10 protein-coding genes are annotated in these 19,168 nt (G+C 36.1%); 8 read left to right on the top strand and 2 right to left on the bottom strand.

What is annotated here, in order from left to right; translation table 11 throughout:
* Positions 1 to 837, bottom strand: a complete 837-nt coding sequence (locus tag ACNC7R_RS16510; protein WP_417942145.1) for a sulfite exporter TauE/SafE family protein — start codon at positions 835 to 837, stop codon at positions 1 to 3.
* 257 nt (positions 838 to 1,094) lie between these two features.
* Positions 1,095 to 3,545 (bottom strand): TonB-dependent siderophore receptor, encoded by a 2,451-nt coding sequence (locus tag ACNC7R_RS16505; protein WP_417942144.1) that lies wholly within the window; start codon positions 3,543 to 3,545, stop codon positions 1,095 to 1,097.
* 356 nt (positions 3,546 to 3,901) lie between these two features.
* Here ACNC7R_RS16505 and ACNC7R_RS16500 point away from each other — a divergent pair, with 356 nt between their 5' ends.
* The 8 genes from ACNC7R_RS16500 (at position 3,902) to ACNC7R_RS16465 (ending at position 19,033) form a co-directional block, all read left to right on the top strand.
* Entirely contained in the window at positions 3,902 to 5,224 is a 1,323-nt protein-coding gene (locus ACNC7R_RS16500) for a TolC family protein (protein WP_417942143.1), read from the top strand.
* Positions 5,225 to 5,229: 5 nt separating this feature from the next.
* Positions 5,230 to 6,444, top strand: a complete 1,215-nt coding sequence (locus ACNC7R_RS16495; protein WP_417942142.1) for an efflux RND transporter periplasmic adaptor subunit — start codon at positions 5,230 to 5,232, stop codon at positions 6,442 to 6,444.
* A 2-nt stretch (positions 6,445 to 6,446) separates the two neighbouring features.
* Entirely contained in the window at positions 6,447 to 7,190 is a 744-nt protein-coding gene (locus ACNC7R_RS16490; protein ID WP_417942141.1) for an ABC transporter ATP-binding protein, read from the top strand.
* Positions 7,191 to 7,192: 2 nt separating this feature from the next.
* Entirely contained in the window at positions 7,193 to 8,410 is a 1,218-nt protein-coding gene (locus ACNC7R_RS16485) for an ABC transporter permease (RefSeq protein WP_417942140.1), read from the top strand.
* Between the two features lie 12 nt (positions 8,411 to 8,422).
* Entirely contained in the window at positions 8,423 to 9,460 is a 1,038-nt protein-coding gene (locus tag ACNC7R_RS16480) for a sensor histidine kinase (protein WP_417942139.1), read from the top strand.
* A gap of 24 nt (positions 9,461 to 9,484) precedes the next feature.
* Positions 9,485 to 10,210: a LytR/AlgR family response regulator transcription factor gene (locus tag ACNC7R_RS16475; RefSeq protein WP_163409826.1), complete on the top strand. Its 726-nt coding sequence runs from the start codon at positions 9,485 to 9,487 to the stop codon at positions 10,208 to 10,210.
* A 425-nt stretch (positions 10,211 to 10,635) separates the two neighbouring features.
* Positions 10,636 to 17,745: a cell surface protein SprA gene (gene sprA, locus ACNC7R_RS16470; protein ID WP_417942138.1), complete on the top strand. Its 7,110-nt coding sequence runs from the start codon at positions 10,636 to 10,638 to the stop codon at positions 17,743 to 17,745.
* A 217-nt stretch (positions 17,746 to 17,962) separates the two neighbouring features.
* Positions 17,963 to 19,033, top strand: coding sequence for a glycosyltransferase family 9 protein (locus ACNC7R_RS16465; RefSeq protein WP_417942137.1), 1,071 nt, complete (start codon positions 17,963 to 17,965; stop codon positions 19,031 to 19,033).
* Positions 19,034 to 19,168: the final 135 nt, after the last annotated feature.

Genomic DNA, 19,168 nt, shown 5'->3' with positions numbered 1-19,168 from the left:
TTAGATTTTTCCGTTAATACCATTGTAAATCATGTTGATTGCCAGTACAAAAATGAGGCAGGCGAAGAAAATACGCAGTTTCTTAGGGTTGGTTCTCACCAGAATTTTAGCCCCGGCCATCGCTCCGAACAACACCCCAATTACGACTGGCATACAAATTCCGGGTTCGATATAACCTTTCTGAATATAAATTACGGAACTCGCCATTGCCGTAACACCCATCATAAAATTGCTGGTGGTGGTAGAAACCTTAAACGGAATGCGCATGATATTGTCCATAGCAATTACTTTGAAAGCTCCGGAACCGATCCCTAACAATCCCGACATCATTCCGGCGATGCCCATCATGCTGAACCCGCCAATGACATTTTTTGTTCCGTATGCAATTACTTCTCCGTCATGAGTAGGGTAGGTGCCGTTTAGATGCAGTTTTTTAGCCAGCGGACTGGATTCTAAAACGATATGCTCTTCTTTTTTTCGGAGTGAATTAACAGCAGAGAAAATAAGTGTGAGTCCGAATAAAACAGCGATAAAAGAGGTTGGTGCTATCGTTGAAAGCAATGCTCCGCCAACGGCTCCAAGTGTAGTGGCAATTTCGAGGAATATCCCGAGACGCATATTGGTAATTCCTTCTTTTACATAAGCCGCCGCAGAACCTGATGAAGTTGCGATTACCGATACCAAAGCTGCACCAATGGCATAATGGATATCGACTCCGAGGATGATTGTCAAAAGTGGTATAATGATGATTCCGCCGCCTAATCCGGATAAGGAGCCTACAAAACCGGCTAAAAAAGCCCCTAAAAGCATAATCAGGGTGAATGTTACTACTGTCATTGTGGTATGTTTTGCGCTAATTTACAAATAGATACTGTTTATTGTATCATTAAGTTTTGCTGTAAAAGAATAAAAACAGTTTTGTAACAATGAAAGATACTGATTATTAGTACAATAATCACGGACTTAAAAATACCTTAAAAATTTTAGAGAGTCTGAAATAGCTCTTTTATAAAGTTCAGCAAACAGATTATATGCAAAAACCGCCTCAAATAGCACTTTGAGGCGGTTTTGTATGATAAAACAGAAATGTTTTTTTAGAATTTATATGTTACACCTACTCTAAAGTTTCTTGGAGCTTCTGTTTGCCAGTAATATGAATTCAGCCAGGCGTAGTAAGACCCACTGTATAGATATTCGTCTAAGATGTTAAAGACATTAGCTGTTACTTTGATTTTTTTGGTTTCATACGATAATCCGCCATCTAACTTAAAGTAATCTGGTAATCTTTCTAATCCTACACTCCAGGTATCTGTCTGGCGACCTGCAAGGTATGTCCCTCCAATAGAGGCACCAAAACCTTTTAAAATTCCTGAAGGAACTACATAATTCAGCCATGCATTAGCTACATGTTTAGAATACCCAGGAACTATATCACCTTCTTTAAAAGTACTGACATTAGCTTCTGTTACTTTTGATTCGGTAAAGGCATAATTAGCAATTAAGTTTAAACCATCAATAATTTTACCTCTTAAATCAACTTCAAAACCTTCAGCTGTTTTCTCTCCTAATGTGGTACTGTAAACAACTCCCGGTATATAAAAATCGTCGTCAGGTCCCGGTTGAACAGGATCCGTAGTAAGTTCATTCTGTTTAATGATGCTATAAGCAGAAACGGTGGTACTCCAGGTACCGTTAAACCAATCTTTTTTTATACCGATCTCGCGGTTTGTTCCTGTAAGTGGTTTTATAGTTTCTGTAGGCCTCACTCTTCCGGACTGTGGAGTGAATGCCTGATCGTATACTCCGTAAACAGCCAACGAAGGTGTTACTGACCAGCTTAATCCTATACGAGGCGTAATGTGGCTATCTGCAGCCGGATCACTGTAGCTGCTCGTTTGTTTAATCCAGGTGTAACGGCCTGCAAGTGTTAATCTTAATTTATTTTCAAAGAAACCTAACTCATCCTGAACATATCCGGCAGCATATTGCGAACCATATATCCCTCCGGCTCTCTGGCTTAAAGGTGTACTTTCATCAAAATTTGGCATTCCGTTCGCAGGCGTCCCATAATCTGGATTTAAAACATTAAATGGATCTTCTAAAGTATCTAATGCGTGAGTTTGTCCCCAATCGGCCATATAATCTTTTCTTCCTAAATCCATACCTCCCAAAACTTTATGACTTACAGGACCTGTATTGAATTTTCCATTCACGAAAATCTGACCTAAAAACATATCGCTTTCTGCATCCCAAATACTAACACTTCTGATGATTTCTCCCTTAGACAAAACTTCAGTGTCTAAAATATCATCACCGTTAGTATCAACACTTACTGGACCGACCGCACCAGGCCAGGAGCTGTAACCATCCTGCAAATATTTAAAATAAGAAGTCTGCGCTGTCAATTTCCAGTTGCTATCAAAGTTATGTTCAAACATCAAATACCCGCTGTGGTCATTCATTTTAGTGTCCGGCAAACCAGGTTGTGTCATCGTAAAATCTACAGGCATAGTTCCATAACCATCACTGGTTGGGCCAAAAACATAATAAGAACCTACTTCAGTCATTTTAGCAAACTGTCCGTTATATTCTAAAGTAACTTTGGTTTTATCATCGATCTGGTATGACAACACCGGAGCAATTACATAACGGTCATTATGTTCAAAAGGTCTGTGAGAACGTTTCTTTTGGAAAGCACCATTAAAACGGTAAAGGAATTTCCCGGCTTTATCAAATTTTCCATCTAAGTCAATACTGGCACGATAAAAATCGAAACTTCCGGCTAAGATGCTTACTTCGCCTTTTGTAATTCCGGTTGGTTTCTTGGTAACCACATTGTACAAACCACTCGGATCACCACTTGAAAGCATGAAACCTGCCGGTCCTTTTACGAATTCAATGTGGTCAACAAAACTCATATCTTCGGTCAAAGGTCCCCAATAAGAAGAAACAACGTTAAAACCATTTCTAAAAGCCTGGATTTGAGATCCGCGCATGGTGATGTTAGTATACATGTCTCCCCAGTGTTCTAAACGTACAGCACCACTCACGTTACGAATAACTCCGTCGCTCATACTGGTAATTTGTTGATCTTTTAATGTTTGAGAACTAACAATCTGAATGTTTTGAGGGATTTCTAATACCGGAGTATTTAGACGTAACGATAAAGAAGGTTTATTCTGCTTATACTTATTTTTTGTAATAATTACTTCATCAAGATCTTCCTGGCTTTCAGAAAGTGTGAAGTTTTTAGTAGTAGTTTGTTTTGCTATGACTTCGATTTTTTCTTCTACCGATTTAATTCCTACTGAATTAATGCTAATAGTGTAGCTTCCCGGTTTAATATTTTTGATGTCATACAGTCCGTTTGCATTTGTATCGGCGGTGTATTTTGTTCCTTTAAGTTTAATTGAAATGTTTTCAGCAGGAACTTTTCCGCTTAGAGATACTTTTCCGCTTACTTTTCCAAGTTCCTGACTTAACATGTTTATAGAACTTAAAAACAGCAAACTAAATAGGAGTTTTTTGATGGTATTTAATTTCATTTTTGGTATGAGTTAATTTTTTATGCGGCAAAAGTAAGGGCTAAAAGCCTTTTATGCAAATTATTTTTAATCAATCTAAATAAATTAATATTTTCTAAATGGATTAAATAGTTTTTTGCAAGAAAAAAAACTTATTTGATTGCTCCCCAGAGTTTCAAAAGAAGGAGTATTTAATTCGAACTATTATTTGTATTGGCTTATATTATAAGACAATAAACTCCTGTTTTTATCTATTATCTGCATATTTCTCATCTATACAAAAAGACTTTCTGTCTATTTGAGTCAGCCACCTGTCTATTGCATTCTCTTAGTTTGCAGATAGTTCTGAATTTTGATTCAAATTAAAAAAGTATCAAATGAAAGCCACTATAGTAATAAGTTTTATATTATACTCCTTGTTCGGTTACGGGCAGGGGACATCAAATACTAAAAAGCAATGGACACTCGAAGATTGTTTTGCTTACGCTAAAGAAAAAAACATCAGCATCAAAACATCTGTATTGAGTAAACATGCTGCTGAAGTAAACTACGATCAGTCGAAATTGTCAAGACTACCCAATTTAACGGGTTCTGCATCCCAAAATTTATCTTTTGGAAACTCAATAGATCCTATTACAAGTGATTATGTGAACCAAAAAATCAATTCTACAAGCCTAGGAATCAACTCTTCAGTTACTTTGTTTCAGGGAAATCAGATTTCGAATCAAATTAGACAGAATAAATTGCTGGTTGACCAAAATTCGGCTTTTGTTGAGGAAGCTGAAAACAGCGTAATTTTAAGTATTACTGAAGCTTATGTACAAATTTTATACAATAATGAAGGTATTCGAATAGCCGAAAACAATTTAAAGGCCAGTGAAAAAGAAGTACAACGAGCCAAATTAAGACTGGACGCCGGAAGTATTGCCAGAAAAGATTATACTGATGCACTTTCGCAGGCTGCAACTAATAAATACAATCTTATTGCCGCTCAAAATGATTTTTCGAAACAAATTTTAGTATTAAAACAATTACTGGAATTAGGTCCAGAAGAAGATTTTGAAATCGCTTTTCCTTTAGAAAGTAAAACGGCAGAAACAATTCCGGGCAAGATTGAGGTTTATAATAAAGCGGTTTCAATGATGCCGGAAATTAAATCTTCGCAACTGAATGTGGCCGTTTCTCAAAAGGAATTAGACATCGCAAAAGGAGGTTATCTCCCAACTTTATCGCTTTCGGGGAGTTTAGGTTCTGGTTACACCAATACGCAGGAGTTAAGTTTTTCAGACCAGTTGAATTTAAACTTTAATCAACGTGTAGGGCTATCTTTAAGTGTTCCAATTTTCAACAGAAACCAAACCAAAGCACAAGTTCAAAATGCTAAAATAAGCATTGATAAAGCCGAAATAGCTTTGCAGACTGCTCAAAAAGAACTCTATAAAAAAATTCAGACCGCTTGGGAAAATGCAACAGCTTCGAGCGAACAAATGATTTCTGCACAATCAGCAAAAGAAGCTGCGGAAGAATCGTATGCTCTGGCACAAAAAAAATATGAATTAGGTGCTCTGAGTACTACCGATTTGGTAATCAGCCAAAATACGTATACTAATTCTGCTCAAAATTATATTCAGGCAAAATACCTCAACATTTTATACACACAACTATTATCCTTTTATCAGGGAAATGACATTAAAATCTAAAAACAATGAAAAATAAAAAGAACAAAATTATTGTATTATCTGCCGTTGGCTTCTTACTTGTAGCTATTTGTTTTTCCTTTTTACCGGGATCTAAAGAAACTCCGATAAAAGTAGAATCGCTAAAAGCTAAAATTGCAGATATTAAAACAACAGTAACGGCTACCGGAACCGTTCAGCCGATTAATGAAGTTGAAGTTGGAACTCAGGTTTCGGGAGTTGTAGAGAAAATTTATGTCGACTATAACAGCGTTGTTAAAAAAGGACAGCTTTTAGCCGAATTAGATAAAACGAATTTACAAGCGGCATTAGTACAGGCGAAAGCTTTATACAACAGTGCTTTAAACGAGCAGCACTATTTACAGAGTATTTTTAACAGACAAAAGATTTTATATGATAGTCAAGTAATCAGCCGCTCTGATTATGATGAAGCATTATACAACCTGAACAGTGCAAAAAGTACAGTAATTCAGCGTTCATCTGATTTGCAGAAAGCTCAGACTAATTTAGGCTATGCCAATATTTATTCGCCAATTGACGGTGTTATATTGTCTAAAGCTGTTGACGAAGGGCAAACCGTAGCGGCAAGTTACAGCACTCCTACATTATTTACAATCGCAAAAAACCTGACTGAAATGCAGGTTGAAGCCAATGTTGACGAAGCTGATATTGGTCAGGTAAAACAAGGGCAACGCGTAACTTTTACTGTAGATGCTTTTCAGGGCGAAGAGTTTCAGGGTGTCATTACTCAGGTAAGATTAAATGCTACAACAACCTCAAATGTTGTGACTTATACGGTAGTTATCAAAGCTGATAATACGGATTTGAAATTAAAACCTGGGCTTACAGCTACCATTTCGATTTATACTTTAGAATTAAAAGATGTTCTGACAATAGAAGCCAAAGCAGCCAATTTTGCGCCAGATGCTAAAGTTCTGGCTTCGTATCAAAAGCAAAACAATCTTGCAATGACACCTTCAGGATCTAATAAGAATATTGAAAAAGGAAATGCTCAGGTTTGGGGTTTCGATGGTAAAAGTATATTTCCGACAATTGTGAAACTAGGCACAAGTGACGGAATCAATGTAGAAGTTCTAAGCGGATTAAAACAGGGCGATAAACTCGTTTATGGTTTAAGAGAAATTACAAAAGAAGATGTGCCGGCTGAAACAGGAAACAATGACAGTCCTTTTATGCCAAAACCTCCAGGAAAAAAGAAATAAAAATGGCTAAAACAATTATAAAAATACAAGATTTAAAGCGCTCGTTTGTAATGGGAGAGGAAACCATTCACGCTTTAAAAGGGGTTTCGTTTTCGATTGAAGAAGGAGAATTTGTAACCATAATGGGTTCCAGCGGTTCCGGAAAAAGTAGTTTACTAAATATTTTAGGTTGTCTGGACCAGCCTACTTCCGGAGTTTATGATATTGATGATGTCGTGGTAAAGCAGCAATCTAAAAAAGAACTGGCTAAAATTCGAAATGAAAAAATCGGGTTTATTTTTCAGTCATATAATTTACTGCCGAAAACAACAGCCATCGAAAATGTCAAACTTCCGTTGATGTACAATACCAAATATGATTCTGAGGAAATGGATGCATTGGCACTGGCTTCTCTCGAAAAAGTAAATTTGAGTAACAGGTTGCATCATACACCCGCACAGCTTTCGGGCGGGCAGCAGCAGCGTGTGGCCATAGCCCGTTCTTTGGTTAATAATCCAGTTGTGATTCTGGCCGATGAAGCAACCGGAAACCTGGATACGAGAACTTCTTATGAAATTATGGCACTTTTTCAAGAGTTAAACAAACAGGGGAAAACAATCGTTTTTGTAACTCATGAGCCGGACATAGCCACATTCAGCAGTCGTACCATTGTACTCAAAGACGGACATATTATGAAAGACAGTCCAAATACTAATATTCTCTCTGCTGCCGAAGCTTTGGCTGCACTAGGGAAAGAAGACGAATAATTATGAGAATTCTAAATTTATTTAAAATCGCATGGCGAGCCATTATCCTGAATAAGGTACGAACTTTGCTTACCATGCTCGGAATCATTATTGGTGTAGCGTCTGTTATTGCGATGTTAGCTATTGGCGAAGGTTCGAAAGAAAGCATTAAAAGTAAAATTTCGAGTATGGGTTCTAATATGATAACCGTTCGCCCCGGTGCTGATATGCGTGGCGGTGTCCGTTTAGATCCGAGCGCCATGCAAACGCTGACTTTGGGTGATTATGAGGCTTTGAAGACACAGACCAAAATGCTTTCGGCGGTTTCTCCTTTGGTAAACGGAAGCGGACAATCGATTTATGGCTCGCACAACTGGCCGACCTCTATTTATGGCATCACTTCAGCCTATTTAAAAATTAAAGTCTGGGAAGTCAAAACTGGAAGCATCTTTACGGATCAGGAAATAAAATCGGCTGCAAAAGTGGCTGTAATTGGACAGACTGTGGCTACGAATTTATTCCCAAATGAAGATCCGATTGGAAAGATGATTCGTTTCAATAGTATTCCGTTTAAGGTAATTGGTGTTTTGGAGAAAAAAGGCGAAAGTACTTTTGGTCAGGATCAGGATGATGTCATTCTGGCGCCTTATACGACAGTTCAAAAACGTATTTTGGCTCAGGAATATCTGGAATCAATTGTTGCTTCTTCTGTTAGTGAAGAAAAATCGCAGCAGGCTGTTGACGAAGTAACTTCAATTTTAAGAGAAAGACATAAAATTACCGGAGATAAAGAAGACGATTTTAATGTTTTTTCGATGGAAGAAATGATTTCGACCTTTAGTTCGACCAGTGAAATGTTAACCATCTTATTAGTTGCTATTGCCGGTATTTCATTATTAGTAGGCGGAATTGGGATTATGAATATTATGTATGTTTCGGTAAAAGAAAGAACAAGGGAAATCGGATTACGCCTCGCTGTTGGCGGAAAAGATACCGATATTTTGATGCAGTTTTTAATCGAAGCTATTATGATTAGCGTTACCGGAGGAATAATTGGTGTATCTTTGGGATTAGGTACTACTCTTTTTATCGAAAAAGTACTGCATTGGCCAACAGCTGTAACCAGTTATTCTATTGTAATTTCGTTTTTAGTCTGTGCTATTACAGGAATATTTTTCGGATGGTATCCTGCGAAAAAAGCGGCTTCTTTAGATCCGATTACGGCATTGCGTTATGAATAAAACAAGAAACTAATGAATTTTAAACAGAATAAATTGCTAATAGGATTTCTGCATGCCATGATCTGGTTTGTATTGTTTATGCTTCCTTATTTGCTCTCATCAGGACAAAATCAGGCTATCAAAGCAGTGCTGTTTTTTTCATGGATTCCATTATTCTGGTATTCCATCATATTTTACTGCAACTATTTTGTACTCATTGAACGTTTTCTGTTTTCTAAAAAATTCGTTTGGTTTATTTTAATCAATCTCGTTCTTATCACACTTTTCATCTGGGCAAACCAATCGATTAAAGATGTTTTTTTTGATCTTCGAATGCCTCATCCGGATAAAAATGATGATTTCAGACCCTCCAGAAGCTTATTCATCTACAGTGACTTTATATTATTTAGCGTTCCGGTTGTTTTTTCTATTGCAGTAAAAACAACAGAGCGCTGGATAAAAACCGAAGTAGAACGCAAAGAAGCAGTTACTATCAAATTAGAATCTGAATTACAGCATTTAAAATACCAGTTACAGCCGCATTTCTTTTTTAATTCGCTCAATAACATTTATTCTTTGGTAGATACTTCCCCTGAACAAGCCAAACAGACTATTCACAGTCTGAGCAAGTTAATGCGTTATTTATTGTATCAGACTAATGATGAAAAAGTCAGCCTGAAAAACGAAATTCAGTTTATTACCAATTATATTGAATTAATGAAACTCCGGTTTACGGAAAACACAAAAATTGAATATGATTTTCCGGTCTTAAAAACAGATCTTCAGGTTGTACCGCTTTTATTTATTTCCTTAATCGAAAATGCTTTCAAACACGGCGTTTCGGCAAGTCAGGAATCTGAAATTAGCTTTAAAATGAGTATTGATGAAAACCGTATTGACTTCAGTATCCAAAACCATAATTTCCCTAAAACAGAAACTGACAAAAGCGGTTCGGGAATTGGGTTGCAGAATATGAAAAAAAGACTGCAGCTGCTTTACCCGGGTAAACATGAATTTTCTACAGCTGTAAAAGACGGTTTTTTTATTGTAAACCTTACGTTAGAAACTTAATTGTTGTATAATACAAACGAATGTATGTCTGATAAAATAACGTGCCTGATTGTTGATGATGAACCAATGGCTTTGAATTTAGTTGAAAGTTATGTGGTTAAAACCCCTTTTTTACAACTTCAAAAAAAATGCAACAGTGCCATTGAAGCTTTAGAGTTTTTAAATGAAGAACGTGTTGATTTAATTTTTCTGGACATTCAGATGCCGGATTTAACGGGACTGGAATTGGCAAAACTGATTCCGAAATCTACCCGAATTATTTTTACAACCGCTTTTGATCAATACGCCTTAGAAGGTTTAAAAGCCGAAGCTATTGATTATTTACTGAAACCTTTTGACTATACCGAATTCTTTACCGCAGTCAACAAAGCCAGAGAATGGTTTTCGATGACCAAAAATGCCAAAAAGGAGAAAACCGATCAAATGGAATTTATTTTTGTAAAATCTGAGTACAAACAGTTGAAAATAAATCTGGATTCAATTTTATACATCGAAGGTTTAAAAGATTATATTAAAATCTGGATCAAGAACGAACCACATCCGATTCTGACCTTAATGAGTTTAAAAACAATGGAAGAAGAGTTACCGGCTGATCAATTTATGCGTGTGCATCGTTCTTTTATTGTGGCACTCAAAAATGTGGAAGTTGTAGAACGTAGTCAAATTATAATTAACAAACAACGTATTACAGTTTCAGATCAATATAAAACACAGTTTATGAATTACTTATCTGAGAATTCATTAGATTGAATTTTTACTTAAAAAAACAAAAAAGGGTTCACTTCATTGTAAGTAAACCCTTTTTTTGATTTCAACTATCTTTAAAATTAGCCAATTCGCATTAAAAATAATTTATCGACGAAAACTTCATCGATGCTATTGACACCTTAGTATAGCGAAAATCTCCATACTTCTACTTTATTATTTTATCATCGTCTTAAGTCATTTCTTTGAACAGCATTTGGAGAGAAACTACTCTAATATGATACATTTTTTTTGCATCAGAAAGTCCCAAAAATTCTAAGCCTATTCAACAAAACTACTTCCGGTAACATCAATCATTTTTTTTTCAAAACCAATTTGTATCCTCTTCCGGATCGTACAAAATCGCATTTGAATTAAGGAAATTACAATCGTTTCAAAAACAATAAATAAAGGTTACCGGAATCTGGCAAATGATTAAAAAATTATTTTTTTTTCCGGTATTTTTCTGTGCCCTAATGTCAAATGCCCAGACAGTTCAGGATACTATAAAAACTGGATTTGATGTAGGGAAAATTGAAATTGAAAATCCAAAAAGCATCCTGTCCGCTTATACTTATAATTCATTTACCAATACGTATGTTTATACCAGTTCAGTAGATGGTTTTTCAATTTCATATCCTCTGGTTCTAACGCCTGCAGAATATGAAAAGCTGATTTTGAAAGAATCGAGAAGAGATTATTTCAAAAAGAAATCGGATGCTATTGATGCTAAAAAGAAGGATTCCGAATCTGCAAAAAAAGATTTATTACCCAGATATTACATTAATTCAGGTCTTTTTGAATCGATATTCGGAAGTAATACCATTGATATAAAACCCACCGGATCTGTAGAAATGGATTTGGGATTATTGTATTCCAAACAGGAAAATCCGGCATTATCGGCGAGCAACAGATCCAGTCTTACTTTTGATTTTGATCAGCGCATTAGCATGGCATTAGTAGGTAAAATAGGTACCAGACTGAATGTAAACGTCAATTATGATACACAATCTACATTTGCTTTTCAGAATTTATTCAAGTTAGAATATACGCCTGATGAAGATGATATTGTGCAGAAAATTGAAGTTGGTAATGTAAGTATGCCTTTAAACAGCACCCTCATTACCGGAGCACAAAATTTATTTGGTGTAAAGACACAATTGCAATTCGGAAAAACAACAGTTACCGGGGTCTTCTCACAACAAAAATCAGAAACCAAAACAGTGAGTGCAGAGGGTGGCGGAGCGGTTCAGGAGTTTAATTTGTATGCCTTTGACTATGACAGTAACAGACACTTTTTTTTATCACAATATTTCAGGAATAAATATGATGCTACTCTTAAAAATTATCCTTTAATAAATAGCCGGATCCAAATTTCAAGAATCGAAGTCTGGGTTACAAACAAACAAAGCCACGTTAGCAGCACAGCGAATAATTTAAGAAATATAGTCGCCATTCAGGATTTAGGAGAATCACAATTAACAGGTCTTAACGACGATCAGGTTGTGGTTTTAAGTCCTCCAACGGGAATGTTCAATAATCCGGCCGATTCACCTTCGGATAATTCAAATAATGATTATGATCCTGCACAAATTAAATCTGGGAGCGGTTTGCTCAACAGTAATATTCGTGAAATTGCAACTTCAGCATCCGGATTTAATGTTACTGTCAAAGAAGGTCAGGATTATTCAAAACTCGAAAATGCAAGAAAGTTAAGTGCTACAGAATATACGCTGAACAAACAATTAGGCTACATTTCGTTAACCCAAAAACTGGCTAATGACGAAGTTCTGGCTGTTGCTTATCAGTACACTTTAGGCGATCAGGTGTATCAGGTTGGAGAATTTGCAGGTGATGGTGTTGATGCGACCGTAGTTACCGATTCTGAAACGGTTACCACACAAAGTTTAGTCCTGAAAATGCTAAAAAGCAGTCTGGTCAACATCAAAAATCCGGTCTGGAATTTAATGATGAAAAATATTTATCAGATTCCAGGAGCCTATCAAATTGCACAGGAAGATTTCAAATTTAATATTCTTTACACAGATCCTTCCCAGCTCAATTACATCATGCCTGTAACTGCTTTTCCTTCAAATCCAACAGATGAAAACAAAGTTGCCGAAACACCATTATTAAAAGTTTTTAATATGGACCGGTTAAATTCGAATAACGATCCTCAGGATGGCGGAGACGGTCTTTTTGATTTCGTTTCCGGAATAACAATAGACTCGTCAAACGGGCGAATTATTTTTACGACCAAAGAGCCTTTTGGTGAACTGATTTTTAAAAAACTGGCTACAAGCACAGCAGAAGATTATAACAATACAGCTTCTTATAATGCCAATCAGAAAAAATATGTTTTCAGAAGTTTGTACAACAACACCCAAACCGGTGCTTTGCAGGACAGTGATAAAAACAAATATTTATTAAAAGGAAAATATAAATCGTCTGGCTCAGACGGAATTTCGATAGGTTCAATCAACGTAGCTAAAGGGTCTGTAGTGGTTACCGCCGATGGGCGAACTCTGGCTGAAGGAATTGATTACAGCGTTGACTACCAGCTAGGGAAAGTGCATATTCTGGATGAAGCATTATTGGCTTCCAATGCAAGCATTACGGTAACCTTAGAAAATAATACTGTTTTTGGACAGCAGACTAAAAGCTTTATCGGTTTTAATGTCGATCATAAAATATCGGACCAGTTTACTATTGGTGCCACTTATTTAAAATATACCGAAAAACCATATACTCAAAAATCGGTTTATGGTCAGGAGTCTGTTGATAATACCATTTTTGGACTGAATACAAATTTTTCCAGCGAAGTGCCTTTCTTTACCAGACTGGTTAATAAGCTACCGAATATCGATACTGATGTTCCCTCGAATATTTCAGTTCGGGGCGAAGTTGCTTTTTTAAAGCCCAACACAGCAAAAGCGAGTGATTTTGAAGGAGAATCGACCATTTATGTAGACGATTTTGAAACGACTGCATCTACTATAGATTTAAGTTCTGCTTATTCCTGGAGCCTTGCATCGACACCCGGTAATACCGCATCGAGTATGTATAATTTTAACGAAAGTGCCAATGATTTAAGTTATGGATATAAAAGGGCAAAGCTGGCCTGGTACACTATCGATCCTGTTTTTTATACTTCTAAGCCTTCCGGAATTTCAAATGACGATCTTTCACTGAATTCTACCAGAAGAATTTATACTGAAGAATTATATCCAAACACAGAAACTGCAAGCGGACAATCTCTTGTCGTCAATACTTTAGATTTAAGTTATTATCCTTCAGAAAGAGGTCCTTACAACAACGCATTAGATTTTGCTTCTTCACCAAAAGAAAATTTTGGAGGTATTATGAGAGCTTTAAACACGACCAATTTTGAACAGGGAAATGTGCAGTATATTCAATTTTGGGTTTTAGATCCTTATGTAGGGAACGGGAAAACGAGTGCTAGTAACTCCGGGAAACTGTATTTTAATTTGGGCGAAATTTCAGAAGACATTCTGAAAGACGGAAGAAAACAATATGAAAACGGGCTTGGGACTGACCAATTAATGGTAACGCCACGCGGAATCTGGGGAGACGTTCCTGCCTCGCAATCTCTGACTTATGCTTTTGATACCGATGCGGCAAACCGTTCAAATCAGGATGTTGGTTTAGATGGTTTAAAAGGCAATCAGGAGGCTCAAATCTATACCAATTATGCCTCTGAATCTGACCCCGCAGCAGACGATTATACGTATTATCTTAACACCAGTGGCGATATTTTAGAACGATATAAAAAATACAACGGAACAGAAGGAAACTCACCCGTAAGCGCAGATGATGACAATCAGGGATCTTCGACATTGCCAAACACTGAAGATATAAATGGCGATTTTACCATGAATACCGTCAATGCCTATTATGAATATAGTATTGATATGAAAGCCAATATGGAAATTGGTCAAAACTATATTACCGATATTCGAAATACGCAGGTTACCCTCGTCAACGGTACTACTACAGAAGCACGATGGATTCAGTTTAAGATTCCGGTTTCGCAGCCCGAAAATACGATTGGCAGCATCTCTGATTTTACTTCAATACGTTTTATGCGAATGTTTATGACCGGTTTCAGCGAACCTGTAACGCTTCGTTTTGGGTCATTGGATCTGCAAAGAGGCGAATGGCGAACGTACACTGAAACATTGGATGCAAAGGATACCAATACTGATGATGACAATACCGAACTTGATGTCCTTGCCGTAAATATTGAGGAAAACGACGGAAAATGTCCAGTAAATTATGTACTCCCCCCCGGAGTTCAAAGAGAACAATCCTATAGCGGAAACACGCTGATTTACCAAAACGAACAGTCTTTAGGCTTAAAAGTTTCCGGAAAAGGATTAGAACCTAATGATTCCCGTGCGGTTTACAAAAGCATCAGTATGGATATGCGTCAGTATAAAAAACTGAAAATGTTCCTGCATGCCGAATCGCTCACCGGGCAAATACCGCTTTCAGACAATCAGATGACTGCTTTTATAAGGTTAGGAAATGATTACACCGAAAATTTTTATCAGATAGAAATTCCGCTAAAGGTTACATCGTCTTCTAATTGTTCAACTTTGAGCTCTGAATTGGTCTGGCCAGAAAGCAATGAAATCGATTTGTCTTTATCGCTATTATCACAGCTTAAAATGCTGTCAAAAAAAATAGCCACTGCTGATCTTCCTGCTGACGGGATTTACTTTTTGGATGAAGACAATGAAAAATTAGATCCTTCATTAAGCAGCAAGGTCAATAAGCTGCGATTGGGCGTAAAAGGGAGTCCCAATTTAGGATATGTCCGGACTTTGATGATTGGAATTAAAAATAGCGATCAACAGCAGGATATTAAGGGAGAAGTCTGGTTTAATGAACTGCGCCTGGCAGATTTGGATAATTCAGGCGGAATGGCTACCGTAGTAAATCTCGACACTAATCTTGCCGATTTTGCGACCATTTCGGCTACCGGAAAAATGAGTACGACTGGTTTTGGGGCTTTACAGCAAACATCAGTCGAACGAAGTCAGGAAGATCTTCAGCAATACAGCCTGCTTACTAATGTCAATTTTGGTAAACTGTTGCCAAAAACATGGGGCATTAATTTACCTTTTAATTATGCTACTTCTGAAACAACAATTACTCCAAAATACGATCCCGAAAATCCGGATATTACGTTGGAAACTATGCTAAATGCTGCACAAACGGAACAGGAAAAAGCCAATATCAAAAACAGGGCGATTGATTATACTAAAACCACAAGCATTAACTTTATAGGTATCCGAAAAGAAAGAAAACCCGAAAAAAAAGCACATGTTTATGATATTGAAAACTTTACATTCTCTCAATCCTTCAGCGAAACGTATAGTCATGATTATGAAAGAGAGAGTTATGTTGATCAAAGAAGCAATACTGCCTTAAATTATGATTTTAATATAGAGTCCAGAAACATTGAACCTTTTGCAAAAACAAAATTTATGAAGAAGAATAATTACTGGAAGCTTCTGAGTGATTTTAACTTTAATTATATGCCTTCTAATATTACATTCAGTACCAATATTATCAGGCAGTCCAGCCAACAGCAATTCAGACAGACTGAAGTTGAAGGAATTCCATTGGAAACTTCTTTCAGCAGAAATTTTGAATTCAATATTCAGTATGGTTTTACTTTTAACCTGACCAAATCTTTGAAATTGAACTTTACTTCATCGACCAGCAATATTGTCAAAAATTATATGACCAGCGATAATAAAACTATTGATGGTTTTAAAATTTCGGATCATTATTTTAATCCGGGAGAGCCTAATAAACATGTACAAAAGCTGGTCGTAAATTATGAAATCCCCATTAATAAAATTCCGGTATTTAGTTTTGTAAAAGCCAATTTGTCCTACACAGGAGATTACAGCTGGCAGCGGTCTTCGGAAGCATTAACAGAAATTGAAGTTGACGGCATTACGTATAATCTGGGTAATACTGTTCAAAATGCCAGTACAGGCAACTTAACTGCTTCTTTCAACATGGAAACTTTTTATAAATATATAGGTATTTCACAAACCAGTACTCCCAAAAATGCTCCCAAGAAAACAACTCCGATAAAACCCGGAGAAAAAATAGTCAGTAGAGATGTTCCTGAAAAAAGGAACCGAAATTCTTTTTTTAAAAATCTTTATAGCGTTCTGACGAGTGTAAAAAATATTACCCTGAATTTTAGTGAAAACAATGGTACTGTTTTGCCTGGTTATCTTCCAACTTCCGGTTTCATGGGGTTTTCAAAACCAACTTTAGGATTTATTTTTGGAAGTCAAAGCGACATTCGTGACGAAGCTGCTAAAAAAGGCTGGTTAACGACTTATCAGGAATTCAATCAAAATTTTGCTACTTCAAAAAACCAGATTTTTAAAGGTGTCGCCAATATAGAACCTATACCAGATTTAAAGATTGATTTATCAGCAAGCAGAACTTATTCAGAAAATTTTTCAGAACAATATGATGTCAGCAATGGTAACTACAACTCAAGATCGCCTTATACCTCAGGGACTTTTGCCATTTCTACCGTATTGATCAAAACAGCATTTTTTGCCAGCGATGAAAATGGCTCTGAAGTTTTTGAAACCTTTAGAAAAAACCGAATTACGATTGCCAACAGGCTCGCCACTCAAAGAGGGATTAATATAAATAATAGTTCCAATATTGGTACTGACGGGTTTCCTTTAGGATATGGCAGTACGAACCAGGCTGTTTTACTTGCTTCTTTTCTTGCTGCTTACACAGGAACTGATGCTGATCATGCAGCATTGGGAATTTTCAGGGATATTCCGATTCCAAACTGGTCATTAAAATATAATGGTCTTATGCGATATGCTTTTTTTAAAGATACTTTTAAACGATTTTCCCTTCAGCACAGTTATCAGGCGACTTATACGGTAAATGCCTTTAATTCAAATTATAATTATGCTAAAGACCCCAACGGAATGGATGACAATGGTAATTATTATAACCCTACTATAATGTCTAATGTGATTTTGACAGAACAATTTAATCCGTTCTTAAAAGTTGATTTTGAATTAAAAAATTCTTTAAAACTCGTAACTCAAATTAATAAAGACAGAACCTTATCAATGAGTTTTGACAACAACAATTTGACTGAAGTAAACGGGATTGAATATGTTGTGGGTATTGGTTATCGAATTAAAGACGTGACTTTTACCTCAAAACTGGCTGATAATCCTACCAATACTATAAAAAGCGATATCATTCTCAAAGCCGACTTAACACTGAGAAACAATCAGACTATTGTGCGATATCTGGATTATGATAACAATGAATTGGTTGCCGGACAAAATATATGGACTTTAAAAACTACAGCAGATTATTCACTAAGTAAAAGTTTAACAATGGTATTTTATTACAATCACTCGTTTTCGAAGCCTGTTATTTCAACATCATTTCCACTTACTACCATAAGTTCAGGATTTACTTTGCGATATACGTTTGGAAATTGATTTTCTAAAACCCGATCTCTGTAACTTAAATACTAATCTTACTTATTATTATCAAATTACATTATTCGTCTATAAAATTTCTCGTTAAGTCGATTGATGTGCATACATAGATAAATGTACACTTACTTTTAAATCTCAATTAAAACAGAACTAATGTTACCTCGTTGTAATCATCTGATTTTTATACGATAAAACATATATGAGTAAATAATACGGCATGAGCAAAATAAAATTTAAACGAAAAGTTAATGAAGTGAGAAAATCGATCAAGAAAGCATTGACTAAAAACATTCGTTATAAAAATCAATCCTTTCAAAAAAACGATGCCATAACAAATGTAAACAGGGTTTTAATTTGCAGACCAAATCACAGGCTTGGAAACCTTTTGCTAATTACCCCATTGCTTCAGGAAGTTTCTGCAAAATATCCCGATTGTAAGATAGATTTATTTGTAAAAGGCAATATCGCACCTGAAATTTTTAAAAACTATACTACTATTGACACTATTATTCAGCTTCCTAAAAAGCCTTTCAAACAGCCTTTTCAATATCTGAAATCCTGGTTAAAAATCCGAAGAACTAAATATGACCTGACTATTAATGCAGATAGAAATTCATCATCAGGAAGATTATCAACCCAATATTCAAATAGCAGGTTTAAATTTTTTGGAGACACACTGAATGTATCTATAGCATCCTTTTTTTGTGATTTTGAACATGTTGCCAAAACAGCTGTATATGATTTTCGGTTTGTAATTTCTTCTGAAACTATTTTCGATTGGAATGAAAAAGTACCCAATCTGGATTTAAAATTAGATGCTTCAGAACTGTCACATGGTCAGAGAATTTTACAAAAAATAGCGCCAGTTGACAAAAAGATAATCAGCTTATTTACCTATGCCACAGGAGATAAATGCCATTGTACTGCATGGTGGGAAGGGTTTTATGAAAACCTGTGTCTTAGCTTTCCAGATCATACTATTATAGAAATTTTGCCTGTAGAAAATGTTTCGCAAATCGGCTTCAAAGCTGCATCCTTTTATAGCAGGGATATTCGGGAAATAGCCGCCGTTATTGCCAATACATCCATTTTTATTGGAGCAGACAGCGGAATCATGCATCTTGCCAGTGCTGCCAAAGTACCTGTTGTAGGCTTATTCAGTGTTACAAATCCGAAGAAATACAGACCGTACAATAACAACAGTGTCGCTATTGATACAACAGAGAATGATATAGAAAATATTATTGAGGTTTTAGATACTTTACTTCGTCATCGCTTATACTATTAAAAGATGATCTATGAAACTTATCCTTGTCAGAGCCGAATGAACTCTGCTCTATATTTTATATTCGAATAAATAAATAAAAAAAACATACTTAATAAACGGACTGAAATCTTAAATAAAGCAGGAGTTCTCAGTATT

It is taken from the genome of Flavobacterium adiutor (assembly GCF_048282555.1).
Lineage (GTDB): Bacteria > Bacteroidota > Bacteroidia > Flavobacteriales > Flavobacteriaceae > Flavobacterium.
This window is presented reverse-complemented; position numbering and strand designations above follow the sequence as displayed.

Excerpts from the sequence above, each read along its gene's own strand:
- ACNC7R_RS16495 (WP_417942142.1), top strand. The coding sequence starts at position 5,230 with ATGAAAAATAAAAAGAACAAAATTATTGTATTATCTGCCGTTGGCTTC.
- sprA (WP_417942138.1), top strand. The coding sequence starts at position 10,636 with ATGATTAAAAAATTATTTTTTTTTCCGGTATTTTTCTGTGCCCTAATG.
- ACNC7R_RS16485 (WP_417942140.1), top strand. The coding sequence starts at position 7,193 with ATGAGAATTCTAAATTTATTTAAAATCGCATGGCGAGCCATTATCCTG.
- ACNC7R_RS16505 (WP_417942144.1), bottom strand. The coding sequence starts at position 3,545 with ATGAAATTAAATACCATCAAAAAACTCCTATTTAGTTTGCTGTTTTTA.
- ACNC7R_RS16500 (WP_417942143.1), top strand. The coding sequence starts at position 3,902 with ATGAAAGCCACTATAGTAATAAGTTTTATATTATACTCCTTGTTCGGT.
- ACNC7R_RS16480 (WP_417942139.1), top strand. The coding sequence starts at position 8,423 with ATGAATTTTAAACAGAATAAATTGCTAATAGGATTTCTGCATGCCATG.
- ACNC7R_RS16490 (WP_417942141.1), top strand. The coding sequence starts at position 6,447 with ATGGCTAAAACAATTATAAAAATACAAGATTTAAAGCGCTCGTTTGTA.
- ACNC7R_RS16510 (WP_417942145.1), bottom strand. The coding sequence starts at position 837 with ATGACAGTAGTAACATTCACCCTGATTATGCTTTTAGGGGCTTTTTTA.
- ACNC7R_RS16465 (WP_417942137.1), top strand. The coding sequence starts at position 17,963 with ATGAGCAAAATAAAATTTAAACGAAAAGTTAATGAAGTGAGAAAATCG.
- ACNC7R_RS16475 (WP_163409826.1), top strand. The coding sequence starts at position 9,485 with ATGTCTGATAAAATAACGTGCCTGATTGTTGATGATGAACCAATGGCT.